General features: G+C 38.0%; 29 protein-coding genes. 18 read left to right on the forward strand and 11 right to left on the reverse strand.

Annotated elements, in window-relative coordinates; genetic code table 11:
* The first annotated feature begins 2 nt into the window (after positions 1 to 2).
* The 14 genes from G504_RS0105045 to G504_RS0105110 all read left to right on the forward strand — a co-directional run bounded on the left by G504_RS0105045 (position 3) and on the right by G504_RS0105110 (position 11,933).
* The gene (locus G504_RS0105045; RefSeq protein ID WP_019669057.1) at positions 3 to 1,016 is read left to right on the forward strand and encodes a 2-oxoacid:ferredoxin oxidoreductase subunit beta; all 1,014 of its coding nucleotides are present in this window, start codon (positions 3 to 5) and stop codon (positions 1,014 to 1,016) included.
* 13 nt (positions 1,017 to 1,029) lie between these two features.
* Entirely contained in the window at positions 1,030 to 1,380 is a 351-nt protein-coding gene (locus G504_RS0105050; RefSeq protein WP_019669058.1) for an NADH-quinone oxidoreductase subunit A, read from the forward strand.
* Positions 1,350 to 1,952 carry an NADH-quinone oxidoreductase subunit B gene (locus tag G504_RS0105055; RefSeq protein ID WP_019669059.1) on the forward strand — a complete coding sequence of 201 codons (603 nt, stop codon included), beginning with the start codon at positions 1,350 to 1,352 and terminating at the stop codon, positions 1,950 to 1,952. Before G504_RS0105050 ends, G504_RS0105055 begins: the two co-directional genes overlap by 31 nt.
* Before the next feature lie 9 nt (positions 1,953 to 1,961).
* Positions 1,962 to 2,423 (forward strand): NADH-quinone oxidoreductase subunit C, encoded by a 462-nt coding sequence (locus G504_RS0105060; RefSeq protein WP_019669060.1) that lies wholly within the window; start codon positions 1,962 to 1,964, stop codon positions 2,421 to 2,423.
* A gap of 6 nt (positions 2,424 to 2,429) precedes the next feature.
* Positions 2,430 to 3,551 (forward strand): NADH-quinone oxidoreductase subunit D, encoded by a 1,122-nt coding sequence (locus G504_RS0105065; protein WP_026348408.1) that lies wholly within the window; start codon positions 2,430 to 2,432, stop codon positions 3,549 to 3,551.
* A 9-nt stretch (positions 3,552 to 3,560) separates the two neighbouring features.
* Positions 3,561 to 4,625, forward strand: a complete 1,065-nt coding sequence (nuoH, locus tag G504_RS0105070; protein WP_019669062.1) for an NADH-quinone oxidoreductase subunit NuoH — start codon at positions 3,561 to 3,563, stop codon at positions 4,623 to 4,625.
* Positions 4,626 to 4,629: 4 nt separating this feature from the next.
* Positions 4,630 to 5,106, forward strand: a complete 477-nt coding sequence (locus G504_RS0105075; RefSeq protein WP_019669063.1) for a 4Fe-4S binding protein — start codon at positions 4,630 to 4,632, stop codon at positions 5,104 to 5,106.
* 2 nt (positions 5,107 to 5,108) lie between these two features.
* Positions 5,109 to 5,633, forward strand: a complete 525-nt coding sequence (locus G504_RS0105080; protein WP_019669064.1) for an NADH-quinone oxidoreductase subunit J family protein — start codon at positions 5,109 to 5,111, stop codon at positions 5,631 to 5,633.
* Complete coding sequence (gene nuoK, locus G504_RS0105085) at positions 5,630 to 5,947, forward strand: NADH-quinone oxidoreductase subunit NuoK (RefSeq protein WP_019669065.1); 318 nt, start codon at positions 5,630 to 5,632, stop codon at positions 5,945 to 5,947. Before G504_RS0105080 ends, nuoK begins: the two co-directional genes overlap by 4 nt.
* 11 nt (positions 5,948 to 5,958) lie before the next feature.
* Positions 5,959 to 7,878: an NADH-quinone oxidoreductase subunit L gene (nuoL, locus tag G504_RS0105090; RefSeq protein WP_019669066.1), complete on the forward strand. Its 1,920-nt coding sequence runs from the start codon at positions 5,959 to 5,961 to the stop codon at positions 7,876 to 7,878.
* 9 nt (positions 7,879 to 7,887) lie between these two features.
* On the forward strand, positions 7,888 to 9,375 hold the full coding sequence (locus G504_RS0105095) for a complex I subunit 4 family protein (protein ID WP_019669067.1): 1,488 nt from the start codon (positions 7,888 to 7,890) through the stop codon (positions 9,373 to 9,375).
* A gap of 46 nt (positions 9,376 to 9,421) precedes the next feature.
* Complete coding sequence (locus G504_RS0105100; RefSeq protein ID WP_019669068.1) at positions 9,422 to 10,825, forward strand: NADH-quinone oxidoreductase subunit N; 1,404 nt, start codon at positions 9,422 to 9,424, stop codon at positions 10,823 to 10,825.
* A 5-nt stretch (positions 10,826 to 10,830) separates the two neighbouring features.
* The gene (locus tag G504_RS0105105) at positions 10,831 to 11,163 is read left to right on the forward strand and encodes a hypothetical protein (RefSeq protein WP_040443895.1); all 333 of its coding nucleotides are present in this window, start codon (positions 10,831 to 10,833) and stop codon (positions 11,161 to 11,163) included.
* A gap of 80 nt (positions 11,164 to 11,243) precedes the next feature.
* On the forward strand, positions 11,244 to 11,933 hold the full coding sequence (locus tag G504_RS0105110) for a hypothetical protein (protein WP_240473023.1): 690 nt from the start codon (positions 11,244 to 11,246) through the stop codon (positions 11,931 to 11,933).
* 11 nt (positions 11,934 to 11,944) lie between these two features.
* Here the strand turns inward: G504_RS0105110 and G504_RS0105115 are convergent, their stop codons facing one another.
* Both G504_RS0105115 and G504_RS0105120 read right to left on the reverse strand, forming a co-directional pair.
* Positions 11,945 to 14,140, reverse strand: coding sequence for an acylase (locus G504_RS0105115; RefSeq protein WP_019669071.1), 2,196 nt, complete (start codon positions 14,138 to 14,140; stop codon positions 11,945 to 11,947).
* Between the two features lie 35 nt (positions 14,141 to 14,175).
* On the reverse strand, positions 14,176 to 14,385 hold the full coding sequence (locus G504_RS0105120) for an alkylphosphonate utilization protein (protein WP_019669072.1): 210 nt from the start codon (positions 14,383 to 14,385) through the stop codon (positions 14,176 to 14,178).
* 151 nt (positions 14,386 to 14,536) lie between these two features.
* Here G504_RS0105120 and G504_RS0105125 point away from each other — a divergent pair, with 151 nt between their 5' ends.
* A complete protein-coding gene (locus G504_RS0105125; RefSeq protein ID WP_019669073.1) occupies positions 14,537 to 16,273 on the forward strand; it encodes an ABC transporter ATP-binding protein in 1,737 nt (578 codons plus the stop codon).
* A 59-nt stretch (positions 16,274 to 16,332) separates the two neighbouring features.
* Here G504_RS0105125 and G504_RS0105130 read toward each other — a convergent pair whose 3' ends face one another.
* The 7 genes from G504_RS0105130 to G504_RS0105160 all read right to left on the reverse strand — a co-directional run bounded on the left by G504_RS0105130 (position 16,333) and on the right by G504_RS0105160 (position 21,326).
* Complete coding sequence (locus tag G504_RS0105130; RefSeq protein WP_026348410.1) at positions 16,333 to 16,572, reverse strand: NifU family protein; 240 nt, start codon at positions 16,570 to 16,572, stop codon at positions 16,333 to 16,335.
* Positions 16,573 to 16,574: 2 nt separating this feature from the next.
* A complete protein-coding gene (locus tag G504_RS0105135; RefSeq protein ID WP_019669075.1) occupies positions 16,575 to 17,714 on the reverse strand; it encodes an Mrp/NBP35 family ATP-binding protein in 1,140 nt (379 codons plus the stop codon).
* Between the two features lie 154 nt (positions 17,715 to 17,868).
* A complete protein-coding gene (locus G504_RS0105140) occupies positions 17,869 to 18,216 on the reverse strand; it encodes an MGMT family protein (protein ID WP_019669076.1) in 348 nt (115 codons plus the stop codon).
* 4 nt (positions 18,217 to 18,220) lie between these two features.
* Positions 18,221 to 18,847, reverse strand: a complete 627-nt coding sequence (locus G504_RS0105145) for a LysE family transporter (protein ID WP_019669077.1) — start codon at positions 18,845 to 18,847, stop codon at positions 18,221 to 18,223.
* Positions 18,848 to 18,850: 3 nt separating this feature from the next.
* Positions 18,851 to 19,522 carry a tRNA (guanosine(46)-N7)-methyltransferase TrmB gene (trmB, locus tag G504_RS0105150; protein ID WP_019669078.1) on the reverse strand — a complete coding sequence of 224 codons (672 nt, stop codon included), beginning with the start codon at positions 19,520 to 19,522 and terminating at the stop codon, positions 18,851 to 18,853.
* A gap of 56 nt (positions 19,523 to 19,578) precedes the next feature.
* On the reverse strand, positions 19,579 to 20,640 hold the full coding sequence (locus tag G504_RS0105155; RefSeq protein WP_019669079.1) for a sensor histidine kinase: 1,062 nt from the start codon (positions 20,638 to 20,640) through the stop codon (positions 19,579 to 19,581).
* A complete protein-coding gene (locus G504_RS0105160) occupies positions 20,640 to 21,326 on the reverse strand; it encodes a response regulator transcription factor (protein WP_019669080.1) in 687 nt (228 codons plus the stop codon). The genes G504_RS0105155 and G504_RS0105160 overlap by 1 nt, the downstream gene beginning before the upstream one ends.
* 253 nt (positions 21,327 to 21,579) lie before the next feature.
* On the opposite strand from G504_RS0105160, the gene G504_RS0105165 reads away from it, so the two are divergent.
* The 3 genes from G504_RS0105165 to G504_RS0105175 all read left to right on the forward strand — a co-directional run bounded on the left by G504_RS0105165 (position 21,580) and on the right by G504_RS0105175 (position 23,463).
* A complete protein-coding gene (locus G504_RS0105165) occupies positions 21,580 to 21,891 on the forward strand; it encodes a T9SS type A sorting domain-containing protein (protein WP_019669081.1) in 312 nt (103 codons plus the stop codon).
* A gap of 189 nt (positions 21,892 to 22,080) precedes the next feature.
* Positions 22,081 to 22,404 (forward strand): T9SS type A sorting domain-containing protein, encoded by a 324-nt coding sequence (locus tag G504_RS0105170; RefSeq protein ID WP_019669082.1) that lies wholly within the window; start codon positions 22,081 to 22,083, stop codon positions 22,402 to 22,404.
* Positions 22,405 to 22,485: 81 nt separating this feature from the next.
* The gene (locus G504_RS0105175) at positions 22,486 to 23,463 is read left to right on the forward strand and encodes an acyltransferase (RefSeq protein ID WP_026348411.1); all 978 of its coding nucleotides are present in this window, start codon (positions 22,486 to 22,488) and stop codon (positions 23,461 to 23,463) included.
* A 23-nt stretch (positions 23,464 to 23,486) separates the two neighbouring features.
* On the opposite strand, the gene G504_RS0105180 is transcribed toward G504_RS0105175, so the two are convergent.
* Together G504_RS0105180 and tyrS are read right to left on the reverse strand one after the other, a co-directional pair.
* Positions 23,487 to 24,245 carry a sterol desaturase family protein gene (locus G504_RS0105180; protein ID WP_019669084.1) on the reverse strand — a complete coding sequence of 253 codons (759 nt, stop codon included), beginning with the start codon at positions 24,243 to 24,245 and terminating at the stop codon, positions 23,487 to 23,489.
* 16 nt (positions 24,246 to 24,261) lie between these two features.
* Positions 24,262 to 25,557: a tyrosine--tRNA ligase gene (gene tyrS, locus G504_RS0105185; protein ID WP_019669085.1), complete on the reverse strand. Its 1,296-nt coding sequence runs from the start codon at positions 25,555 to 25,557 to the stop codon at positions 24,262 to 24,264.
* Between the last annotated feature and the right edge of the window lie 23 nt (positions 25,558 to 25,580).

Here is a 25,580-nt window from a genome sequence, read left to right on the forward strand (position 1 = left end):
AAATGGATACAACAGCAACTAAGAAATATACATTTAAAGATTTTGCGAGTGATCAGGAAGTAAGGTGGTGCCCGGGTTGTGATGACTATGTCATTCTGCGTTCCATGCAAAAAGCACTTCCCGAAATGGGACTTAAAAAAGAAGATGTAGTATTTATTTCCGGAATAGGATGTTCTTCCCGTTTTCCATATTATATGAATACATATGGAATGCACAGTATCCATGGAAGAGCCCCGGCAATAGCTTCAGGTGTTAAACTTGCCAACCCTGAACTCAGCGTATGGGTAATAACCGGTGATGGCGATTCAATGGCTATAGGCGGCAATCATTTTATTCATGTTTTAAGACGAAATCTTGATTTGAATATCGTTTTGTTCAATAATGAGATCTACGGACTAACCAAAGGACAGTTTTCCCCAACTTCATTAGTTGGTCAAAAGACCAAATCATCTCCCTATGGCAATACGCAACCGCCATTTTTACCCGGTGAGTTGGCTATTGGGGCGCATGCTCGTTTTTTTGCAAGAATTGGGGGAAACACCCCAAAAGAAATGACAGACATTTTTATTAAATCGGAAAAATTTAAGGGTACCTCACTGATAGAAATCCTTCAAAATTGTCCGATTTTTAATGATGGATGCTTCTCAGAATATACAGATAAGGCCGTAAGAGAAGACAAACAATTATTTGTTGAACATGGAAAACCCATGATATTTGGCAAAGAAAGAGACAAAGGTTTGATCTTAAATGGGTTAAAATTAGAAGTAGTAACCCTTGGAGAAAATGGAATTACCGAATCGGATCTGCTTGTTCATGATGCGGAAGAAAAAGACCCTACCTTGCATCAAATGCTGGTAAGATCAGAATATCCGCTGGTAACCGGTATCATCAGGAGTTTTCCCGATATTACTTTCGAGGAACGTGTTGATGAATTAACGGCCAGGGTTAAAGCTGGTTCCAACTTTACGAAGACAGATGATCTGTTCTTCTCCGGTGAAACTTATGAGGTTAAATAATATAAATTAGCGTATGGGTTCAGAAGCCATCATTGTATTTTTTCTTGCTGGAATTGTCCTGGTTGCAGGGGCTAATTTTTTATCAAATTTAATTTCACACAAGTCAGATAACCCCCAGAAAAGGGAACCTTATGAGAGTGGGATGACCACTATTGGACCAACATGGGTTCAGTTTAAGGTGGGGTACTATTTATTTGCTATTTTATTTTTGATTTTTGATGTTGAAGTTGCCTTTTTGGTACCCTGGGCTGTAGTATTTAAAGATATTGGTGCAATTGCATTTATTGAAATATTAATCTTCCTGGTCATTTTAGGTTTAGGCCTATTGTACGCATGGAAAAAAGGGGCATTAAGATGGGAATAGATCAGAAAAACGGACCAACGGGCCAACCTGGTGAAGTTCCGGAAGACTTTCCGGGAAAAGTTATTCCGGCAGGAAACGGTGCCAATGTTATTGTAACATCCCTGGATAAAATAATAAACTGGGGAAGATCTAATTCTCTTTGGTCCCTCTATTTTGGAACGAGTTGTTGCGCTATTGAAATGATGCAGACCGGTGCAGCCCGACATGATTATTCCAGGTTTGGATTTGAAGTAGCCAGACCTTCACCCAGGCAGGCTGATTTGATCATAATAGCAGGAACAATAGTAAACAAAATGGCGCCGGTTCTACGACGCCTATATGATCAGATGGCTGAACCAAGATATGTTATTGCAATGGGAGCCTGCGCTATTTCCGGAGGTCCATTTTTTTACAATACCTATTCGGTAGTAAAAGGAGCAGACCATGTTATTCCTGTTGATGTATATGTGCCGGGGTGTCCTCCCAGGCCTGAAGCCCTATTGGAAGGTATGCTTATGCTACAGGATAAAATAAGGACAGAAAATATGAAACATAAAACAAACCCAATTGAGGGTTTTGATGAAGGCATATAATAAAAAAAGATGAAGAACGAGGAATTACAGGGGTTAATAGGCAGTTGGAGTCCTGATTTGATGTTTTCTGAAGAAGGATCCCAATACCTGAATGTAACGGTTCCAAAAGAAGAATTGCATGCCATCCTGTTCAAATTAAAACATGATGAACAGACAAGTTTTGATTATTTGTTTTGCTTAACTGGCGTAGATTGGGGGGAAGAGCTGGGTGTTGTTTACCATTTGGAATCTACAGTCTTCAGGCACAGCCTTGTTGTAAAAACTCAAACGGCAGAAAGAGAAAATCCTGCTTTGGACTCAGTCTGCGATATTTGGGCAACAGCTGAGTTTCACGAACGTGAGGTGTTTGATTTTTTTGGAATAGAATTTACTAATCATCCTAACCTAAAACGCCTTTTCTTAACAGATGATTGGGATGGTTTCCCTTTGCGGAAAGATTATGAAGACAACATTAATATGATTATCAAATAATCGGTTATGGAGACAGTCACCCTCGATAGTAACTTTAAATCTGAGGAATATTTTATAAACATGGGGCCGCAGCACCCTGCTACCCATGGCGTTCTAAGGCTTTTGCTTACGATAGATGGTGAAATTATAAAAAAAGTTGAACCGGATCTGGGTTATATTCATCGTTCCATTGAAAAAATGTGTGAACGAGATAGTTATCAGCAAATAGTTCACTTAACGGATAGAATGGATTATTTGTCGGCCAACATCAACAATGAAGCCGTTTGCCTTACAGTGGAAAATGCCCTGCAACTGGAAATACCTGAGCGGGTCAAAGTAATCAGGACTATTATTGGAGAACTTACCAGAATATCTTCGCATTGCCTGTGGTGGGGTGTAATGGGTATGGATGTTGGTGCCTTAACCACTTATTTTTATGGCTTTAGAGACAGAGAACTCCTAAATGACATATTTGAGGAAACCTGCGGAGCACGCCTCACTATGAATTATAATGTGCCTGGCGGGTTGATGTTTGATATCCATCCTAATTTTGTAAAACGCGTAAAAGACTTTATTGCGCATTTTAAAACCAAACTACCGGAATACGATCGCCTTTTAACAAACAATATTATTTTTCAGAAAAGAACGAAAGGGGTAGGCATCCTCAGCAAAGAAGATGCGATATCCTTTGGAGCTTCCGGCCCTGTGGGCAGGGCATCCGGCTATTCGTGTGATGTAAGAATACACCATCCCTACAGTGCACTGGACAAGGTAACTTTTAACGAGGCGCTGAGAACGGAAGGCGATACCTATGCCCGCTATTTGGTAAGAATTCAGGAGATGTGGGAATCCTTGGCAATTGTTGAGCAATTAATAGACAACATACCTGAAGGAGAATACAGGGTAGCAACCAACGCAGTAATAAAATTACCAAAGGGAGAATATTATCAAAAAGTTGAAACAGCCAGAGGTGAATTAGGTGTCTATGTAATAAGTACTGGATTAAAAAGTCCCTATCGCTTGAAATTCAGATCTCCCGGATTTTCAAACCTCTCTTTGCTAAATCATATTGCTGTTGGAGGTAAAATAGGTGACCTTGTAGCTTCAATGGCAACACTTGATCTTGTAATACCCGATATAGACAGATAAAATTATGATATGACCATTGCTTTAAGTATCACAAAAAATATACACGACTGGCTCTATAGCATTATGCCCGAGACGGCAGCTATGTATGCTGAGATGGTATTGATAGCCCTTGTTTATCTCGGAGTTTTTGCAATTGCTGGTTTGTTTCTCGTACTACTAGAAAGACGGGTTGCTGCCTGGTTTCAATTGAGAATAGGTCCTAATCGCGTTGGTTTTCAAGGTTTGTTACAGACAATGGCAGATGCTATAAAGCTGCTTTCCAAAGAATTAACCGGCACGGCTAAGGCAGATAAATTCCTATATAATTTAGCTCCGTATTTTGTTATAATTTCTTCCCTAATGGCATTGAGTGTCTTTCCTTTTACACAGGAATTTCAGGCATTCGACATTAATATTGGAATCTTTTTTCTGATTGCAGTTTCTTCTATTGGAGTTATTGGAATTTTGTTAGGAGGATGGAGTTCAAACAATAAATTTGCGATGATCGGCGCAATGCGAAGTGGGGTGCAAACCATTAGTTATGAACTATCTATTGGTCTGTCGCTGCTAACCATGGTTTTAATAACAGGAAGCTTACAACTTTCGGAGATTGTGGAAGTTCAAAAATCGGGCTGGCTGATAGTTCAGGGCCATATCCCTGCTATAATAGCCTTCATGATATATATGATTGCAGGAACAGCTGAGACAAACAGGGCTCCTTTTGATATGGTTGAGGCCGAATCAGAACTAGGTGCCGGATTCCATACGGAATACTCAGGAATGAAGTTTGCCTACTTCTTTTTGGCGGAATTTATTAATATGTTCATTATTGCAGCCATTGCAACCACCGTTTTTTTTGGGGCCTGGCTCTCTCCTTTCGGAATTACAGAATCTATTCCGATGTTGGGCGTATTTTGGTTTTTGCTTAAAGCCCTTATTCTTGTCTTTTTGATGATGTGGTTTCGGTGGACATTCCCAAGGCTAAGAATAGATCAACTGCTTACATTGGAATGGAAGTATTTATTACCCCTAAACCTTGCAAATATTGTAATTATGGCCTTGCTGGTTTGGCATAATTTAACCATTAGTTTTTAATATTATGAGCTACTTTTCAGATATATATAAAGGCATAAAATCCTTGCTCACCGGCATGAGTGTTACCGGAAAGTATTTTATAACCTCAAAGAAAGGTGCTATTACACAACAGTATCCGGATAACAGAGAAACACTTAAAATGTTCGATCGTTTTCGCGGAGAGGTCATTATGCCACACAATGAAAATAATGAACATAGATGCACGGGCTGTCAAAAATGTGAAATCGCATGTCCAAATGGAACTATTGAAATCATTTGGGATAGAGGTATTGAGGAAAACACAGGTAAAAAAAAGAAAAAAATAGACAAGTTCGTATATCATTTGAGCATGTGCACCATGTGCGGACTTTGTATAGATGTCTGCCCTACAGATGCTATTAAATGGGGTCAGAATTTTGAAAATTCTGTTTACGACAGAACTGCCTTAACTAGAGTTTTAAACGAACCGGGGTCCAAATTACAGGCCGGTGTAGAAGATTAAATATGGAGAAAATTATTTTTTATTGCCTGGCAGCAGTGATCATCGCATTTGGCATAGCTTCAGTAACAAGCAGAAAAATGCTTCGTTCGGTGATTTATCTTTCTTTTGTTTTAATCAGCATTGCCGGGATATTCTTTTTAATAGATTACAATTTTCTTGCTGCAATTCAACTCACGGTCTACGCCGGTGGAATTGTTGTGCTTATTATATTTTCAGTGTTGCTGGTACATCATATTGAAATGGAGTTAGAAATGGCCAAAGCCTCTAAAAAGATAGTGACAGCCATTGCCTGCTTAATCGGACTTGCCGTATTTTTAACTGCTATTTACTCTTATGATTTTGAAGTAATCAATAACTCTATAACCACCACAACGGCAGAAATAGGAGCCGGTTTACTAAGCTATACCGCAGGTGGCTTTATTTTACCATTCGAAGTAATTAGTGTACTCCTATTGGCAGCAATGATAGGAGCTATTGTAATTGCCAAAGGAAAAAAATTAACCGAGAACAATAACCAATCACAATGATACCAGGAGTAAGCATATATGAAATCCTTACCATAACTTCAATACTGTTTTTTATAGGAGTGTATGGCTTTATAACAAGAACCAATCTGATCTCAATTTTAATTTCTGTTGAATTAATTCTAAATGCATCAGTAGTAAATTTTGTGATCATCAATAAATATTTATTCCCTGAAGCCCTTCAGGGAGTTTATTTTTCAATTTTCATTATTGCCGTTGCGGCTGCGGAAACGGCTCTGGCGGTTTCTATTATTATTAACCTGTACAGGCAAATTAGCTCGGTGGAAGTGAAGGAAATTGAAACTATGAAATACTAATACAAACTGGTATGAATCTGAACCTCGTCATTTTAATTCCCTTAATACCTCTTTTGGTGTTTTTGGTCCTCGGGCTTTTTTATAAAAAAATTAAACCTGCAGTCTCGGGATATATCGGTGTTTTAGGTTTGCTTTTCTCCACTGGTTTAGCATTGTATACAGCCTATAGGTACTTTATAGCAATCGGAAAAACAGAAGGGGTTTATAAGACCATTGTAGAAAAAACAGTTTGGATGAACTTTACGGATAGCCTGAGAATTGATATGGGGATACTATTAGATCCTATTGCAGTAATGATGCTGATCGTAGTTTCAGTTATATCCTTAATGGTTCATATTTATAGCAGGGGATATATGAAGGGCGATCCGGGTTACACCAAATATTTTGCATTTCTGTCGCTCTTCACATTTTCCATGTATGGCCTTGTTTTGGCAACCAATTTATTCCAGATCTACATTTTCTGGGAATTGGTAGGAGTATCCTCTTATTTATTAATAGGTTATTACTACACAAAGGAATCTGCTGTTGCCGCTGCTAAAAAAGCCTTTGTTGTAACGCGTTTTGCTGATCTCGGTTTTCTTATTGGTATTCTGATAATAGGATACTATACTGGCACATATGATTTTGAAACTTTGAACAACCCGGAAGGAAACAGTATATTAAATTGGGCGGCTACCTCCTTTATGGGGTTATCTGCACTAACCTGGGCATTGATTTTGATCTTTATTGGAGGGGCTGGCAAATCAGCCATGTTTCCACTGCATATCTGGTTACCGGATGCGATGGAAGGGCCAACTCCGGTTTCGGCATTAATCCATGCGGCAACCATGGTTGTTGCCGGTGTATACCTGGTGGCTCGCCTTTTCCCGATGTATTATTTTATAGAAGATGGCTTTGCCTTGAATATTGTGGCTTTTATTGGTGCCTTTACAGCTCTTTTTGCCGCTGTAATCGCCATTACCCAAACAGACATCAAAAGAGTATTGGCCTTTTCAACCATGTCCCAATTAGGCTATATGATGCTCGCACTAGGTGTTTCAGGATATGATGGCCATGATGGTCTGGGCTTTATGTCGTCAATGTTTCACCTGTTTACACATGCCATGTTCAAGGCCTTGTTGTTTTTATGCGCAGGTTCTGTAATTCATGCTATTCACAGTAATTACCTTAAAGACATGGGGGGGCTGCGAAAATATATGCCCATAACCAATATTACATTTTTGATAGCGGCCCTTGCAATCGCTGGCGTACCTCCCTTAGCAGGATTTTGGAGTAAGGATGAGATACTAGTCGCAGCCTTTGAACATAGCCTTTTCCTTTATGTAGTTGGTTTATTCGTTGCGGGACTGACAGCATTTTACATTTTTAGAATTTACTTTGGGATATTCTGGGGCAAAGAAGGTAATTATAAAGAAAAGCCACATGAATCCCCCGGATCTATGACCGCGCCTCTTCTGATACTGGCATTATTGAGCATTTTTGGTGGATTTATACCATTTAGTGAATTTATAAGCCCGGATAAATCGGGGTTTGAAACGCATCTCAATTTACCATTAGCAGCAGTTGCAGTTTTTGCGGGCTTGCTTGGAATTGTTCTTTCCTGGATATTCTATAAAAAGGAAAGCAAACTCGCAGACAAATTTGCAAAGGGTTTTGGAGCCTTTTACACCTGGGCCTATCATAAATTTTATTTTGATGAATTATACCTGTTCGTTACAAAGAGAATACTTTTTAATGGTATTGCCCGTGGTGCAGCAAAATTTGATAAAAAATATGTTGATGGGACCATGGTTGGCATAGGAAATCAAACCGTTAACACATCTGAAAAAATTAAAGGTATACAGTCTGGCAAAGTTCAGGATTATGCTTTTGCATTTATAGCTGGAGCAGTAGTGCTCGCTATTATTTGTATCTATTTATGGCTGAATTAAATATATAGTATGGATATTTTGTCGCTTTTTATTGTCCTGCCGGTACTTACTGTCCTGGTATTGGTTTTTACCAAAAATCTAAAACAAGCCAGAATAGTTGCGATGGCTGGAAGTCTTGCGCAGTTGGGAATGGCAATTAATTTAATTTTTGCCTACCTCAGGGAAATAGAAACTAATGATGCCATTATGGTCTTTACCAAAGATGTTGTATGGTTTAAAAACTTTAATATTCATTACAATATAGGGGTTGACGGTATTTCTGTGGCTCTATTGGTATTGACGGCGATTGTTGTGCTCGCCGGGGTGTTTATTTCCTGGAGAATGGAAGATTTACCAAAAGAGTTTTTCATTTCGCTAGTTGTACTTTCCATTGGTGTATATGGCTTCTTTATTTCTATCGACCTCTTTACCATGTTTGTATTCTTCGAGATTGCGGTTATCCCAATGTATTTACTGATAGGTATCTGGGGTACCGGCCCCAGGGAATTCTCTGCAATGAAATTGACCTTAATGCTTATGGGTGCATCCGCTGTACTCCTGGTTGGGATATTGGGCATTTACTTTAACTCTGGTGCGGACGGGGGTGCCTTAACGTTTAACATCCTGGAAATAGCCAAGGTTAATATTCCTTTTGAAGTGCAAAGATTATTCTTTCCCATAACCTTTATTGGTTTTGCAGTAATAGGAGCTTTGTTTCCTTTTCATACCTGGTCCCCGGATGGTCATGCTTCGGCCCCTACGGCTGTTTCTATGTTACACGCCGGAGTATTAATGAAACTAGGCGGCTATGGTGTGTTTAGAGTAGCTATCTATTTATTACCTGAAGGAGCATTGCACTGGTCCTGGTTTTTTATTATCCTGTCTGCTTTTGGCGTCATCTACGGAGCGTTTGCAGCTATTAAACAAACTGATTTAAAGTACATCAATGCCTATTCCTCGGTAAGCCATTTGGGCCTGGTACTATTTGCATTACTCATGTTGAATAAAACGGCCTGGAATGGAGCCATATTACAATCACTCTCGCATGGATTTATGACAGCACTTTTCTTTGCTTTAATAGGCATGATCTATGGAAGAACACATACCCGGGATGTTACTAAACTTGGTGGCTTGCTGAAAGTAATCCCCTTTATATCTGCAGTTTACGTTATAGCAGGTCTCGCTTCACTGGGATTACCTGGTTTTAGCGGCTTTGTGGCTGAGATGAACATTTTTGTGGGTGCCTTTGAAAATGATAATATCTTTTATAGGATCGGAACCGTGATTGCTGTATCGGCCATTGTTGTCACTGCTGTATATATATTGCGAGTTGTGGGCATTATGTTGATGGGGCCTGTAAATAATGAAGCTTACTTAAATCTTGAAAGAGTCCGATGGTATGAAAAACTTGGCATTTTCCTGCTCCTATTACCTATAATAGCGATAGGTGTTGCACCGTTGTGGTTAAGTGAACTGATCCTTCAAAGTCTGGATCCGTTTTTAAAAGGAGTGTTATAATCAGAATAATAAATAACCAAAAATGAATTTAAGCAGCTTTTTATTAATGAGACAAGAAATTGCTTTACTGCTAATTATCCTGCTACTTGTTATAGCCGAGATTTTCATCCCTAAAAGGAGAAAAGTTAGCATTGTACACCTTTCTGTTTTTTTGTTTGGCATACATGCCATTGTTGGTTTTTTTGAAATTGATGAAAGCACTTTATTTGGTGGAATGTTCCGCTCCAATAACCTGATTCACTTTTTTAAGAACGTATTGAACATTGGCGTCCTTATCCTATTGCTTCAGTCCGCCGACTGGATAGAGGAAAAAATAGTAAACCAGAATAAGGGTTCTGAATTCTTTATTCTATTGTTCTCTTCTTTATTAGGCATCTATTTTATGATATCAGCAGGTGATTTTCTGATGTTTTATTTGGGACTTGAGTTATCCACGCTCCCTGTAACTGCCCTTGCCGCTTATGAAACTATGAAAAGAATTTCAAGCGAATCGGGAATAAAGTTAATACTATCGTCCGCTCTTGCTTCCGGGGTTTCATTGTTTGGTATTTCTATGCTCTATGCTACAACCGGCTCTATTTATTTCAGTGAAATTGTCCAGGCACTCACTTCAACCAATCTAACTCTTCTGGGGATGGTACTGTTATTCGCCGGGATAAGTTTTAAAATTTCTCTTGTCCCCTTTCACTTTTGGACTGCTGATGTTTATGAAGGTGCCCCTATCAGTATTGCCTCTTATCTATCGGTTATATCAAAAGGTGCCGCCGTTTTCATTTTAATGATCATCTTGTTTACTGTTCTGAAACCATTGGCCCCTATTTGGGAAAATATGATTTATACTATTGCCATCGCAACAATGTTTATTGGTAATTTATTCGCTTTAAGGCAACAAAATATGAAGCGTTTCCTGGCATTTTCGTCTATAGCCCAGGCAGGTTTTATTTTACTTGGGTTAATTGAAGGTTCTCAATTGGGCACAGCTACGGTGGTATACTTTGTGCTTATATACATATTCTCTAATTTGGCAGCTTTTGGTGTAGTACAAGCTATTTCTTTACAAACGGGTAAAGAGCGCATTAAAGACTATGAAGGTTTATACAGAACCAATCCAAACCTGAGTCTGGTGTTAATGCTTGCACTATTTTCTTTAGCCGGTATTCCTCCTGTGGCAGGATTTTTTGGAAAATTCTTCCTTTTTACTGCTGCAGCCAGTAAGGGGTTCTTCTTACTTGTATTCCTGGCAGTAGTAAATGTAACTATTTCCTTATATTACTATTTGTTGGTTGTAAGGGCAATGTTTTTACGTAAAGGTGATAACCCTATTCCATTTTTCCGAAATAAAGTTTATATGAGAATTGGGTTGGTAATTACTGTGCTGGGTATTTTATTACTCGGCATATATAGTCCGCTATACGACTATATTTATGATTTAAGTAGTGCATTAAATTAATGGTTATGAGTTTAGGAGGTAAACATTTATTTGGTAGTATTGAGGATACAAGGGTGACTTTTGTGGAAAAAAAAGTAACTGCAGAAAGGACAGAATTTTTAAAAAAGCTCCTGGAACACAACGGGTTTGAAGTTCTTATTCAGGAAGAAAAAAGAACTTCAGAAGAAGAACCGCAATTATATACATTAGGGGTTACAGATATGGTATTTAACCCAACTATTTGGGTATACCAACGAAAACTCAAAACTTTTGACGGGCACAAAGTCACCCCGGATTATTGGGAACAGCGTTCGGAAAACACCCACCCGCAATATTGGAAAACACCTAAGGATAATTAGTCCTTCCAGAAGAATATCTGGATGATATTTCCCTGGTTGAATTTTAAATTTCATCGATTTTAACAGCAAATTAAGCCCCTATGGCAAGGTATTTGCTAAATTTACACCGTAGAATTACGGTAATGAAACACCAATATTTACTTACATTATTTCTTTTGTCCGTTATTTGTTTAAACGCACAAACTGATTTTCCAAGGACTCAGCCCTTAAATATAGAGGCCGATAAGAAATTGGATTTAAAAAGTAATCCCAATAGCGGAACCGCGCTAAAAATGCCATCGCTCCTGGATGATAGTGCCAATAGCAGTATCAGAGAAACCAAAAATTCAAGGAATGTAAAAATGCTTCCTGAAAAAGAGCTTAAACAAGCCGGTTTTGATTTGAAATTAGATACTAAAGTAGGTGAACGCCAGAATAACAACTCCAAAAAGCACTTTGGTGATATGTATTTGGGGGATGTAAAAACTGAAGGTAACTTTGTAGGCGTTGTTTGTCGGGACCATGAATATGTTGATGGTGATCGGGTAAGAGTCTATGTAAATGGAGAAGTCGCTGAGTACAATATCCTGCTTACGGCAGGTTTTAAAGGCATCAATATAGATCTGGAAAAAGGATTTAACCGATTGGATTTTGAAGCTCTAAACCAGGGAACTTCAGGGCCAAATACTGCTCAGGTAGATGTTTATGATGAGAAAGGTGTATTAATTCATTCTAATCAATGGTTGCTTTCAACAGGCTCAAAAGCTTCATTAATTGTTGTAAAGAACTAAACAAGCAGGTCTTATTCCATCCCGGGCTTATATGAAATTTTTGCCCTTTTAAGCACATCCTCTTTGTAAAACGCTGCTTCTTTGAACTGTACTTTTGCGTATGGTATCGCCTGATCATCAAAATGAGGTGATTCCGGATTGCCACTCTGACCACCGGCCAAAATTGTTTTAGCCTTAACTCTCGGACCAAATTCTACTACCGCTACAAAGCTATTCCCCCTTGTTCCATAGATCTTTTTAGTATTGTTGTTGTATCTGGCGCCATAGGCAGCCAATGCTCCCCAGCGACCAGATGCAAACCCAATTGGCATGCTTGGTTTTTCATCATCAAATGCCTGCCTGATATCCCCATTTAAACGCTGATACCTGTTAACCTCACCCCACGGTATATTCCAATTCCCGAAATCACTTTCCAACTGGGATACTACCTCCTTAAAAATAGATATGCGCTCATCTATTGGCGATTCCGAGCCGAAATACGAGATTAATTCCATATTATTCATCGGGGCAGGCCTATTGCCTTTTTTACTGTACAAAGTGCCATAGAAATGAGCCAGGGTCATGGCTACAGATTCTTCCGATGTTCTGTAATCCCATCTACGCAAAATGTCAATTGCACCTGAAAGTTCAGGAGATCGGGCACCGGCTTCATCATAAGCAGATACTAACCCGGGAATTAATTTTGCAAAAGAGGGCAGATACGAATCATAAGCTAAAGCAATAAGGCTGTCAATTGTATATCCTTTTCTATCCTTTAACAGTTGAATAGCATGAACCCCCCGAAAATTTTCGCGGTCAATAGACATGTATTTGGGATAATTTTCACGCCTTGGACTATATTCCAGGGCAGATGTAAAAGGCGTGGAATTGCAATTTTGAATCCATCCGTTTTCAGGATTCAGCACCAGAATATTTTCATCTACTGTATGTAGTCCCTTCCAGTCAGTCTTAGGGTCACTGCCATCAACCGGTTGGGTATAATCAAAAATGGTATCCCGAACCGGTACAAAATTCCCATGAAAATATGCAATATTCCCATCTGCATCTGCATACACCGTATTATTTGAGGAGTTGGTACGAATATCCATCATCTTGCGAAAACCACCATAACTACTTTGTTTTGTTCTTATAAAGGACTGCTCCAGTGCCTTTACAGGTTCCCACATCATGGCAGAAGCCACAGGCGAATCATTCATTATATGCGTAATGGGCCCGTGATGGGTGCTATAAACAGGGAATTTATTTTCTTTAATTCCTTCTTTATCCTTAAACTTTAAAACGATTTCCGTTTGAGTCACTGGTCGTAATTCCTCTCCATATACATAAAAGAGTTTCTTCTCCTTTTCTACAAATACCTCAACAAATTCGTCCATAACATCTGTATAGGTAGAGGTATGCATCCATCCTGTTTTCTCATTAAATCCCTGGTAGACAAAAAACTGTCCCCAGGTTACTGCTCCGTAAGCATTGAGACCTTCTTCACTTACCATATGAACTTCTCCCCTGAAATAAAAAGAAGTATGCGGATTTATGAGTAACATTGCGTTACCACTCTGGGTCAATTTTCCTGAAATAGCTATGCCATTAGACCCCTGAGGTTCCAATTCTTGCTCACTTTTTTTTATCCGGGCTGCTTCCGCCATTCCTAATGCTCTGCCATCTTCATAAAAAGCACTTATTTTCTCTGTACTAATTCGTTCAATATCACCACCAATAGAGCCCTCGCTAAAATACATCGGCATCCAGGGTTCAAATCGGCTTAACAACTTAGGTTTCACTTCAGGGTGGGTATATAGAAAGTAATTGATCCCGTCCGCAAATGCATCACAGAGTTTTTTTAACCAATCCGGACTTTTATTATAATTAGCAATGGCCTCTTCCCTACTCATAAACATTTTGGCACGCAAGTCACTGTACAATGCTTCTTTTCCCTCAACTTCTGCCAATCTGCCAATTGCCCAAATATAATTCTGTTCTACCCGGTTAAAGTCGTCTTCGCATTGGGCATATAGTAGTCCAAACACGGCATCCGCATCAGTTTTGCCATAAATATGCGGCACCCCAAAATCGTCTCTGATAATTGTTATGTTTTCCGCTTGTTCCTTCCATTTATCAATTTCGGATTGCCCTTGCGCGGTTTTACAGGAATTATTAAGTACCAGGGATAGAACTAAAAAGTATTTAAGAAAGGAAAAATTAATAGACATTATATGTATTTATATTAGAGTTAAGCAGCATAGTCCTAGGCTTTCTTCAAAAACCGGGTTTTAAGAACAATCTGACTTTTACCTATTTTACATTCCACTTCCTGTGGATTATTTGTTAATCTTATATTCTTAATTATATTGCCCCGTTTCAGGGTTTTGGACATCCCCTTAATCTTCAAGTCTTTGATAACATGCACATTATCGCCATCTTCAAGTGCATTTCCGTTACTGTCTTTTGAGGCCATAAGTTGATTTTAGTATTCGTGAAATTAAAAGGTTTATAAGTTATATGCTAATTCTTCCTTAAAATAACACCCGCTCTTAGAGTTTTAGTCATTAGAGGACAATTTTACTGTAAATTGCACTTTTTCATATCAAAATACAGATCAATCTCCAATGTCCGATAAAAGAGTAAGTATCCTTAAAGCATTTAAAACCATTATTTGGCCCAGAAGGAACCTGGTTTTAATAGGTTTGGCATTGATAATAATTAGCAAGGCAGCCAGTTTTGTGGCACCCATGTCGCTTAAATATTTAATGGATGACATTATCCCAAACAAAGATCTGGAATTCCTTAAGATGCTCCTGGGAATAGTAATATTCGCAATTTTAATACAGTCCGTAACCTCTTTTCTTTTAACCAAGATACTTAGCGTACAGGCCCAATATATGATTTCTGAATTGCGGGCGCAGGTACAGAAGAAAATTTTATCCCTGCCAATTCGGTTTTTTGACAATACGAAATCGGGCGAATTGGTCTCAAGAATTATGACTGATGTGGAAGGCGTTCGAAATCTAATAGGTACCGGCTTAGTGCAATTGGTAGGAGGAACAATTACTGCTGTGGTATCTTTAATCCTGCTGTTAAACATCAGTCCTAGTATGACCCTATTTGCATTAATTCCGCTTGCTATTTTTGCCGTAATCGCCCTAAAAGCCTTTAAAGTTATCCGGCCAATATTCAGGAATAGGGGCAAAATTAATGCTGAAGTTACAGGCAGACTTACAGAAACATTGGGTGGCATTAGGGTTATAAAAGGCTTTAACGCAGAAGAGCAGGAGCATGGTGTTTTTGAAGAAGGTGTCCTTCGATTGTTTGAAAATGTAAAAAGAAGCCTTACTGCAACAGCATTTATGACCAGTTCTTCTACATTTCTTCTGGGGCTCGCCACTACGGGTATAATGGGTATGGGAGGCTATAAAATTATGATTGATGAACTCACAGTCGGCGAATTTTTGACCTTTACTTTCCTCTTGGGATTAATGATTGCCCCCATAGTGCAGATGAGCAATATTGGAAGTCAGCTTACCGAAGCTCTGGCGGGTCTGGACAGAACAGAAGAATTGATGAATATGCAGCCCGAATCTAATGAAGAGGTCCGCACATTGACACTCAATGGCATAAAGGGAGATATGGTATTTGACTCTGTTTCATTTGCCTATGAAGAAGAAAAAGAAGTTATTCATGATGTTAGTTTTAAGGTAGACGCAGGTACTGTAGTAGCCCTTGTTGGAAGTTCGGGTTCGGGGAAAAGCACCATAGCCGGACTTGCGGCTAGTTTCCTGAACCAGCAAAGCGGAACAATAACTGTTGATGGCCAGGATTTGGCCCGGGTAGATCTTAATAGTTTTAGGAAACACTTAGGTGTTGTTTTACAGGACGATTTTTTATTTGAAGGAACTATACGCGAAAATATTTTGTTTCCAAGACCCAGCGCTTCTGAAGAACAATTGCAGGAAGCAGTGGAAGCGGCTTATGTTGATGAGTTTACAGATAGATTTGAAGATGGTTTAGATACACTCATAGGAGAGCGGGGTATAAAACTCTCAGGCGGCCAAAGGCAGCGCATAGCAATTGCGCGAGCAGTGCTGGCTGATCCCCGTATTTTAATTTTAGATGAAGCAACCTCAAATCTTGACACTGAAAGTGAAGCTTTAATCCAAAAAAGTTTATCGCATCTAACTGAAGGCAGGACAACCTTTGTAATTGCGCATCGATTGAGCACCATTAGAAAAGCTGATCAGATTTTGGTGATTGAGAATGGCAGAATTGCAGAACAAGGAACTCATGAATCCCTGATTGCTGCAAAAGGGAGGTATTATAATTTATTTACTTACCAGGCCAGAATATAATTCCTAAGATTAATCTGAAATTAGCTGTTATGAAAGGCAGATCATAACCGGTTAATTCTTTAGCCAATATTGATGACTTTTTCTATTTGTGGTGCATGCTTTTTAATTGTCATTTCTACCCCACTCTTCAGTGTCATTTGGTTAACGCTGCAACCCACACAATTTCCTTCCAGCCTTACTGTTACCAACTTATCCTCAGCAATAGATACTAATGCAATATCGCCACCATCACTTTGTAAAAAAGGGCGAATTTCATCTAACGCTTTTTCAACGGCAATTTTCAGTTCCTCTGACGTCATGATCATTTCTTTTTAACAGCAGCACAACCTGCCATAGTCGTTATTTTAATGGCTTCAGTAGGGGGTAAACTTTTATTTCGCAATACAACTTCCTGAACCACATTCTTAGTAAGTTCTTCAAATGCTTTTTCTATAGGGGTGGCTGTTTGAAGAGCGGCAGGCCTTCCAACATCTCCGGCCTCACGAATACTTTGAACCAATGGTATTTCACCTAAAAAGGGTACTTTAAGGTCGGTGGCCAGATTTTTCGCGCCGGATTTTCCAAAAATGTAATATTTGTTGTCCGGAAGTTCCTCCGGAGTAAAGTAAGCCATATTTTCAACAATTCCTAAAACCGGCACATTGATCGCTTCCTGCTGAAACATTGCTACCCCTTTACGCGCGTCGGCCAATGCAACCTCCTGGGGTGTACTTACTATTACAGCACCTGTTACCGGCATAGATTGCATAATGCTTAAGTGTATATCTCCCGTTCCGGGCGGCAAATCAACCAGCATAAAATCTAATTCCTCCCAATGTGCATCAAAAATCATCTGATTTAAGGCTTTTGAAGCCATGGGTCCTCTCCAGATAACAGCCTGATTAGGTTGCGTAAAAAAACCTATAGACAAAAGCTTGACTCCAAAGTTTTCTACCGGTAACATTTTTGAATTACCGTTAATATTGGTTGCCAATGGTTTTTCCGTGGCAACATCAAACATAATGGGCATGGAGGGACCATAGATATCTGCATCTAGCAGACCAACTTTAAATCCCATTTTTGCCAGAGTAACTGCCAAATTAGCCGTAATTGTTGATTTTCCAACGCCACCTTTCCCAGAAGCCACAGCAATGATATTTTGTATTCCCGGTATTGGTTTCCCCTTAATTTCATTAGTCTTAGGCTTAGCCGGCGTATCAACTTTGATATTTACAGTAATTTTTGCCTTTTCATAAACCTCCCTGTGAATTGCCTTGAGTATTTCTACTTCGGTTTTCTTCCTTGCCTGTAAACTCGGGTTGTTAATGGTAATATCTACCACAACTTCATCACCAAAAACCTGTATATTATTTACCGCACCACTTTCAACCATATTCATTCCCTCACCCGGAACTGTAATATTTTCAAGGGCTTTTAGTATTTCTTTCTTATCCAACTTCATGAACTAGGGTATTTATCTCTTTATATAAAATGATTCTAAACAACAAAGATAGGTTATAGGTGTGAAAGTATAAAGTTGTAATATTGAAAAGGATAATATTAATAAAATTGACATCTTAAGTTAAGGTGGCATTACTATTCTTAATACAATCCTACTACAAGGTCCCGGGGGGTAATTCTTTGGCGGGATCCCAGAAGTATTCTTCAAAATTCACAATTTGATTATCCTGTATTTCGAGACCTTCATTTTCCAGCAATTGTTGCATTAAATTGGTGCCTTCGAAGTGATGTTTTCCGGTTAATAAACCTTTTCTATTTACAACCCTGTGTGCCGGGACACCCTCAATTGCACCTGCTCCATTCATAGCCCAGCCCACCATTCGGGCACTCCTTGCAGCTCCCAGGTATTTCGCGATTGCTCCATAAGAGGTAACCCTTCCAAAAGGAATTTGTTTAGAGACCTGGTAAACTTTTTGAAAGAAGTTTTGGTTTTCCGGTTTCATAACACTAGTAAAATATTCTGAAAATCGTAATTACGAGCAAAACCATCATTAATGCACTAAGAATGTAATTCGAATTTTTAGAAAATCGAGCCGTTTTAGCTTCCAATTTGTAAAAATAAACGGTGTACAGATACAAGACCGTAAACGTGCCACTTCCGGCAGCTATAATGAATGTCAGTATATCCCAAATTTCAAATTTAATCCAACCAGATGCGTTCCACATTGCATTGAGCCCGCTATAATATGGTATAGTTAGTAAATTTAGGGCTGCAAGGAGCATTCCCTTAAAATAACTATTCTTTTTACTCACTCTAACGATTTTTATTTTTTTGGTTTTTTCGCGCTTAGCGGAAACAAAAAAATAAAGTGCAAAAAAGGCAAAAACGACAAGCGCAATTTTAAGCAGCAAATCTATTACCTCAGGATGTCTGAATAAATATTTAGAAATCAAAACGGCAATGTAAGCCTGGATCATGATCATACTAGCCACCCCAAGACTAAACATAATACCGTTTAGTTTTCCTTTTTTAACACTGGTTTTTGCAGCATTCATATTTAACAGTCCCGGAGGAACAGTTGCCATAAATGCTGCTGAAAATGTCACAAAAAAAAGTATTATTAAATGTGTCATTGGTCAATTGACAGTGAACTTAATATAAGTTATTGGTTTGCCATCTTCAAGATACTGCTTTTCATAGAAAGTTTGTATATCCACTACTTCTTTTGGGCTTCCCTCGTTCCTGTATACATCATGATTTGCATTTAAAATCTCACAATCAAGCCCATGTAACAACCCCAATGTGTACCCATGCATAAATTCACTATCTGTTTTTAAGTTGATTACACCTTTATCCTTAAGTACAAACTTATATTTCTGTAAAAACGCCTTGTTCGTTAATCTGTGTTTAGTTCGTTTGTACTTTATTTGCGGATCTGGAAACGTAATCCAGATTTCATCTACTTCATTTTCAGAAAAAATTAAATCTATCAATTCTATCTGCGTTCGTAAAAATGCCACATTCTCCAAATTCTTCTCCAGAGCCGTTTTAGCGCCTCTCCATAATCTGGCGCCTTTAATATCCACACCAATAAAATTTTTGGAAGCATTGCGCTGGGCAAGACCAACAGTGTACTCTCCTTTGCCACAACCCAATTCCACAACTATGGGGTTTTCATTATTAAAATAACTCCTCCATTTTCCTTTGAATTCAAATTTGCCTTCAATTAGTTCATCCCTGGTTGGTTGAATAACATTGCTGAAAGAACTATTTTGTTCAAATCGTTTAAGCTTATTTTTACTTCCCAATATGAGCTATATTATGATGTTTCAGCAAAACTAAGAAATTCTTTAAGAGGACAGATTTAGTTGGCCTGAGGCTTGGCTTTTTCTAATGTAAATGAAAATTCGGATCCCACATCCACAACACTTTCAACATATATTTTTTCGCCATGTGCCTCAATTATGTGTTTTACAATAGACAAACCCAGACCGGAACCACCTTCTTTTCTGCTTCCGCTTTTATCAACCCTATAAAAACGTTCAAAAATCCTTGGTATATGTTCTTCGGGAATTCCTTCACCATTATCAGTGACTCGAACAATTACTTTGTTCCTGATAAGGTTTTCGACGCTTACTTCGGTGGTACCTCCCTTATTACCGTATTTTAAGGAATTCACTATTAAATTAGACAATACCTGTTGTATCTTATCCTTGTCTGCTCTTACATAGATCGGAGCTTCATAGTTCATATCGAAAGCCAGTGTTATATTTTTTTTGGCCGCTTTCATCTCCATAAGGTCAAAAACACTTTCTATGAGTTCAATAATATCAAAGTCCGTTAAATCCAAATTAAGATCACCAACTTCTAATTTTGTGATCAAATCGAGGTCCCTAATTATGTAAATAAGCCTTTCTATGCCTTTTTGGGCGCGTTGTAAATATTTTTTCCTAACCGCTTTATCATCCATAGCGCCATCGAGAAGTGTAAGAATATAGCCTTGTACGGTAAATAAAGGAGTTTTGAGTTCGTGAGAAATATTACCTAAAAAATCCTTTCTGTATTCCTCCCGGATTTTTAGTGTATCTATTTCAATCTTTTTGTCGAGGGCAAATTTTTCTATTTCCTCAGTCAGAGTTTTCATATCTGTTGTTACAGGATCGGCAGGGAAAGAGGAAGACTCCAACAGGGATACATCATCATAAATTTTCTTAATCCTCCGGTATATATATTTCTCAACGCGGACTTGAATTATACCGAAAGATATTGCAAAAACCAATAGTACTAAAAATAGAAGTATATACCAGTTGTCTTGAAACTGTTTTAGGTACAACAGGAAAAGACTTAGAGATAGGGCAAGAATAATAGTGATTAAAAGAGCGGAACGGAATGCAAACTTGTATGACTTTTTTAACTTTATAGCCATTATAATACAAACTTATAGCCTACTCCCTTGACAGTTTTAAAATGATTATCACCAATTTTTTCGCGAAGTTTTCTAATATGCACATCAATTGTTCTTCCTCCCACCACGACTTCCTGTCCCCAGACTTTGTCCAATATAACTTCTCGTTTAAACACCTTATCTGGTTTTGAAGCTAATAATGCCAAAAGCTCAAATTCCTTCCGTGGCAGTATTATCTCCTTTCCCTTATTGATAACTTTGTATTCTTCACGGTTAATCTCAATGTTTCCGACTTTGAGAATATCTTCACTTTGACTCTTTTCTTCACTTAAACGCCTCAATAAAGCCTTTATCTTACTCACCAATAATTTTGGTTTTATCGGTTTGGTAATATAATCATCTGCACCGGCATCGAAACCTGCGACTTGAGAATAATCCTCTCCCCGGGCAGTCAAAAAGGTAATTATAGTATTTTCTAATCCTTTCGTATTTCGAATAATCTCACATGCCTCGATTCCATCCATTTCTGGCATCATGACATCCAAAATAATCAAATGTGGAATTTTTTTCTTTGCCTTTTCAACACCTTCAATTCCATTTTTAGCTGTGTACACCTGATATCCCTGAGAAGAAAGGTTATATTTAAGAATCTCCAAAATATCCGGCTCATCATCTACCAATAAAATTTTTATGTCCTGCTTTTTCATGGATTACGGTTTGATCTATCTGATCAAAAGTAAAGATAATACTAATATGCTTTGATTACTTAACATTGATTTAATGATGATAACATTAATATAACATCTAAAAGTAAAATAGATGAAAAGTTGGTGTGCCATTCTCATGGAATTGTTCCTAATTATGCATTTTGTCGAATATTATGCATTTTACAAATTGATGAAGGCAGATGGCTAGGTAAAATTTCTATATTTGTGTTTATTAGTTTGTTGAACAGTGTAAATGAAGCAATTCTACCTAGTTTTTTTCTTAGTTTTTATTTCTTTTAGCTACGGCCAGGAAGCCCGGACTACCAGTGGTGAGATAGAGGGTTTTGAACTATATCCAAATCCTGTCACAACTGGTAAAGTTTATATACAAACAGCATTGAATGCCCCGAAAAGAATACTCATCTTTGATGTTTTTGGCACGCAGAGACTTGAGACAACAATTCTAAGAAAGGAGCTCAATGTCTCTAATTTGGTTGCAGGGGTATATGTCCTTAGGGTATATGAAAAAGACAGAATGGCGACGAGGAAATTGATTATAAAGTAAAATTACACCTCCAAAAAAGTCCCGGTTAAACCTTCTCAAAAAAAATATTGTTATCGGTGTAATGCAAATTTCATCGATTAACGTAATGCTCGTAAAAGTTTACCTACAAATATTTAGTTTTCACAACAATTTCTGTTAGGAGAATAGCTATTGGTTTATATTTACTTTGTTGATCCCAAATCAATATTGATGCAAAAAGCCTACTTATTCTTTTTACTGGTTTTTACTTTAGTAGTTTCCGGACAGGAAAAACTTCCGGCTATCGACGAAAAAGACCAGGAAATCTCAGGTTTTGTACTTTATCCAAATCCTGCTATTGATGGCATTGTTTATATTAAGACTTTAAATATTGGAAGTAAAGATATTACCGTATTCGACGTCTTTGGTAAAATTGTTCTACAAGATCGGATTTCAACAAACATGCTTAATATAGGAAGGCTTTCACCGGGTGTTTATGTAATTCAGGTGATTGAGAATAGTAAAACAATGACCAGAAAGCTGGTTGTAAAATAGTCCTAAAAATAGTTCCTTTATCCTGCTGCTCCCCTGAGGGGCTTTTTTTATTTTAACTATTTTTGTAGCCTTCTTACTGATATGGATATCAATAGCATTTTTGAGATAAGAACTTCATCGCAATTTAACAACATGGCGCTGGAAATATTTAATTTTCAATATGCCAATAACCCCATTTATCAGAAATTTTGCAGCTATCTTGGCAAATCCAGATCCAATGTAACTGCAGTAGAAGAAATTCCATATTTGCCAATTCAATTTTTCAAATCCAAAAGAGTAATAACTACTAATCAAAAACCACAGCTTGTTTTTGAAAGCAGCGGGACAACAGGACAACTTGTAAGTAAGCATTATGTCATAAAGCCGGAAATTTATGAAGAGAGCTATTTGAACACCTTTGCTCATTTCTATGGGAACATAAAAGATTATTGCATATTGGCTTTGTTACCTTCTTATATGGAACGAGAAGGTTCTTCACTTATCTATATGGTAAAAGATCTCATTGAGAGAAGTGAAAATCCGAAGAGCGGCTTTTATCTTGATAACAAAGTTGAATTACGAAAAGCCCTCCAAAGCCTGGATAAATCTGGCCATAAGACTCTCCTTATTGGTGTTTCCTATGCGCTTCTCGACGTTGCGGAGAATCATTCTATGAATTTAAAGAATACAATTATTATGGAAACAGGCGGGATGAAAGGCAGGAGAATTGAATTGGTTCGTGATGAATTGCATAGAATTTTAAAAAATAGTTTTGGACTTGAAGCGATTCATTCAGAATATGGAATGACCGAACTGCTTTCCCAGGCATATTCAAAAGCTAACGGGATATTTAAATGCACACCCTGGATGTCTGTCTCAATAAGGGAAACAGATGACCCCATGTCTACTGAAACTTATGGGAAAATCGGCGGAATAAACATCATAGATCTCGCTAATATTTATTCTTGTTCGTTTATCGCAACACAAGATCTGGGGAAGGTTTATAAAGATGGAAGCTTTGAAGTACTGGGCAGATTTGACCACTCAGATGTTCGTGGTTGCAATTTAATGGTCCTTTAGTACGTGTCTAAATTATATATAAATCATTTCATAATACGTTTCGGGCTTTCGGTACCCATCCATTTATCCCAGAATGTGAAATATAATCCAAAATTATAATTGAACTTTCTGTGATGCTTGTCGTGATGACTAGCGCCAATTACCCATTTCCCAAACCATTTTCCATATTTTCCCGATGGATATATCTCAACTCCTGCATGATTAATTGTAGCTGAAATAGTCATAATTAGCAGGGTAAACAAAAAAGCATAAAAATGCAATGGTATAAACAAAACTATAAGTGGAAGTATAATAGCCTGCAACACTGTTTCAAAAGGATGAAAGGAGAAGGCAGTAAATACGGAAGTATGCACACTTTTATGATGAATCTTGTGAATGTACCTGTAAACAGAGGGTTTGTGCATCCAACGGTGAATCCAATAATAATAAGTATCCTGAATGAATAAAGTTATGAATACTCCAATTGGTAAATACCATAATGGATAATCATTAATATCGAGGTAGATCGCTGTATAGCCCATAGACCACAATAAATAAATCGCTATAGCAAAAAATGCAAAAATCAACCCGCTTATCGCTGACCAGTACAATTCCTTAAATAATTGCTTTTTCTTTAAGGGTGTATGATCCAATATCCTCTTGTCAAATTTTTTTCTGAATAAAATGAAAAACGTATAGTGATATACTCCTGAGACTATCAAAAAGCGAATGAAAATGATAAGGAATAGAGTAAAAGTCAAAAGTAGCACCGCACTTAAGTCAAAAAAATCAATATCATTCATTTATATTCCCAATTTATTACTTTAAAACCAGTATAAAATAATTCTTTTTACCTCGCTGGAGTAAAACATATTTATCGTTAATCAAATCTGCTTCCGAGATCAGATAATCTTCTTTTACTTTTTCCTTGTTAACAGAGATTGAATTTTGTTTCAGTTCTCTCCGTGCCTCCCCATTAGAACCTAAAAATCCTGTTTTAGCCGCCAATGCTGCAATCATGTCCAATCCGTTATCTAATTCAGATCTGAGAATCTCGGCTTTAGGGACGCCCTCGAAGATATCTAAAAAAGTGTTTTCGTCTAAACCCATAAGATCTGCAGAAGTTGAATTTCCAAAAAGAATAGAACTTGCAATCAACGCTTTTTCAAATTCTTCCCTGGAATGAACCAAAATCGATATTTCTTCTGCAAGGCGTTTTTGCAGTATTCTAAAATGCGGTGTCCTGGAATGCTCAATAATCAAATTGTCTATTTCATCTTTAGACAGAAATGTAAAGATTTTAATGTATTTTTCAGCATCCTCATCCGATGTATTCAGCCAATACTGATAAAATTTATAGGGCGAAGTTCTATGGGCGTCTAACCATATATTTCCACCTTCTGTTTTTCCAAATTTAGTTCCATCGGCTTTGGTAATAAGCGGGCAGGTCAGTGCATATCCTTTACCCCCTCCAATCCTCCGAATAAGCTCCGTGCCTGTAGTTATATTACCCCACTGGTCACTCCCTCCCATCTGTAGTGTACAATTATAATTCTGAAACAGATATAAAAAATCATACCCCTGAACCAGCTGATATGTAAATTCCGTAAAAGACATACCCTCCTTTTCATCTGGCGACAGTCTCTTCCTGACAGATTCTTTGGCCATCATATAATTTACCGTAATATGTTTCCCAACATCACGAATAAAATCCAGGAAAGTAAAGTCTTTCATCCAATCATAATTGTTAACCAAAACCGCAGAATTTTCTGCCTGGCTATCAAAATCCAGAAAACGCGACAATTGTTCCTTTATCGATTCCTGATTCAATCGAAGCGTAGTTTCATCTAATAAATTTCTCTCCGCCGATTTACCGGAAGGATCACCTATCATACCTGTAGCCCCTCCAATCAGCGCATAAGGTTTGTGGCCGGCAAGCTGAAAGTGCCTAAGCATCATTACACTCACCAAATGGCCAATATGAAGCGAATTTGCAGTTGGATCTATCCCTACATAGGCAGATTGCATCCCGGTAAGTAAATGTTCTTCGGTTCCGGGCATAGCATCGTGTACCATTCCCCGCCATTTTAGTTCCGAAACAAAGTTTGAAATCATTTTACAGTCTCTTAAAATAGTTG

The sequence above is a fragment of the Eudoraea adriatica DSM 19308 genome, assembly GCF_000382125.1.
GTDB lineage: Bacteria > Bacteroidota > Bacteroidia > Flavobacteriales > Flavobacteriaceae > Eudoraea > Eudoraea adriatica.

Coding starts and splice junctions, on each gene's coding strand:
- nuoL (WP_019669066.1), top strand. CDS start 5,959: ATGAATCTGAACCTCGTCATTTTAATTCCCTTAATACCTCTTTTGGTG.
- G504_RS0105175 (WP_026348411.1), top strand. CDS start 22,486: ATGGATATCAATAGCATTTTTGAGATAAGAACTTCATCGCAATTTAAC.
- G504_RS0105100 (WP_019669068.1), top strand. CDS start 9,422: ATGAGACAAGAAATTGCTTTACTGCTAATTATCCTGCTACTTGTTATA.
- G504_RS0105155 (WP_019669079.1), bottom strand. CDS start 20,640: ATGGCTATAAAGTTAAAAAAGTCATACAAGTTTGCATTCCGTTCCGCT.
- G504_RS0105060 (WP_019669060.1), top strand. CDS start 1,962: ATGAAGAACGAGGAATTACAGGGGTTAATAGGCAGTTGGAGTCCTGAT.
- G504_RS0105170 (WP_019669082.1), top strand. CDS start 22,081: ATGCAAAAAGCCTACTTATTCTTTTTACTGGTTTTTACTTTAGTAGTT.
- G504_RS0105125 (WP_019669073.1), top strand. CDS start 14,537: ATGTCCGATAAAAGAGTAAGTATCCTTAAAGCATTTAAAACCATTATT.
- G504_RS0105080 (WP_019669064.1), top strand. CDS start 5,109: ATGGAGAAAATTATTTTTTATTGCCTGGCAGCAGTGATCATCGCATTT.
- G504_RS0105145 (WP_019669077.1), bottom strand. CDS start 18,847: ATGACACATTTAATAATACTTTTTTTTGTGACATTTTCAGCAGCATTT.
- G504_RS0105065 (WP_026348408.1), top strand. CDS start 2,430: ATGGAGACAGTCACCCTCGATAGTAACTTTAAATCTGAGGAATATTTT.
- G504_RS0105115 (WP_019669071.1), bottom strand. CDS start 14,140: ATGTCTATTAATTTTTCCTTTCTTAAATACTTTTTAGTTCTATCCCTG.
- nuoH (WP_019669062.1), top strand. CDS start 3,561: ATGACCATTGCTTTAAGTATCACAAAAAATATACACGACTGGCTCTAT.
- nuoK (WP_019669065.1), top strand. CDS start 5,630: ATGATACCAGGAGTAAGCATATATGAAATCCTTACCATAACTTCAATA.
- G504_RS0105095 (WP_019669067.1), top strand. CDS start 7,888: ATGGATATTTTGTCGCTTTTTATTGTCCTGCCGGTACTTACTGTCCTG.
- G504_RS0105105 (WP_040443895.1), top strand. CDS start 10,831: ATGAGTTTAGGAGGTAAACATTTATTTGGTAGTATTGAGGATACAAGG.
- G504_RS0105120 (WP_019669072.1), bottom strand. CDS start 14,385: ATGGCCTCAAAAGACAGTAACGGAAATGCACTTGAAGATGGCGATAAT.
- G504_RS0105180 (WP_019669084.1), bottom strand. CDS start 24,245: ATGAATGATATTGATTTTTTTGACTTAAGTGCGGTGCTACTTTTGACT.
- tyrS (WP_019669085.1), bottom strand. CDS start 25,557: ATGATTTCAAACTTTGTTTCGGAACTAAAATGGCGGGGAATGGTACAC.
- G504_RS0105110 (WP_240473023.1), top strand. CDS start 11,244: ATGGCAAGGTATTTGCTAAATTTACACCGTAGAATTACGGTAATGAAA.
- G504_RS0105045 (WP_019669057.1), top strand. CDS start 3: ATGGATACAACAGCAACTAAGAAATATACATTTAAAGATTTTGCGAGT.
- G504_RS0105130 (WP_026348410.1), bottom strand. CDS start 16,572: ATGACGTCAGAGGAACTGAAAATTGCCGTTGAAAAAGCGTTAGATGAA.
- G504_RS0105075 (WP_019669063.1), top strand. CDS start 4,630: ATGAGCTACTTTTCAGATATATATAAAGGCATAAAATCCTTGCTCACC.
- G504_RS0105135 (WP_019669075.1), bottom strand. CDS start 17,714: ATGAAGTTGGATAAGAAAGAAATACTAAAAGCCCTTGAAAATATTACA.
- G504_RS0105165 (WP_019669081.1), top strand. CDS start 21,580: ATGAAGCAATTCTACCTAGTTTTTTTCTTAGTTTTTATTTCTTTTAGC.
- G504_RS0105055 (WP_019669059.1), top strand. CDS start 1,350: ATGGAAAAAAGGGGCATTAAGATGGGAATAGATCAGAAAAACGGACCA.
- G504_RS0105050 (WP_019669058.1), top strand. CDS start 1,030: ATGGGTTCAGAAGCCATCATTGTATTTTTTCTTGCTGGAATTGTCCTG.
- G504_RS0105160 (WP_019669080.1), bottom strand. CDS start 21,326: ATGAAAAAGCAGGACATAAAAATTTTATTGGTAGATGATGAGCCGGAT.
- G504_RS0105140 (WP_019669076.1), bottom strand. CDS start 18,216: ATGAAACCGGAAAACCAAAACTTCTTTCAAAAAGTTTACCAGGTCTCT.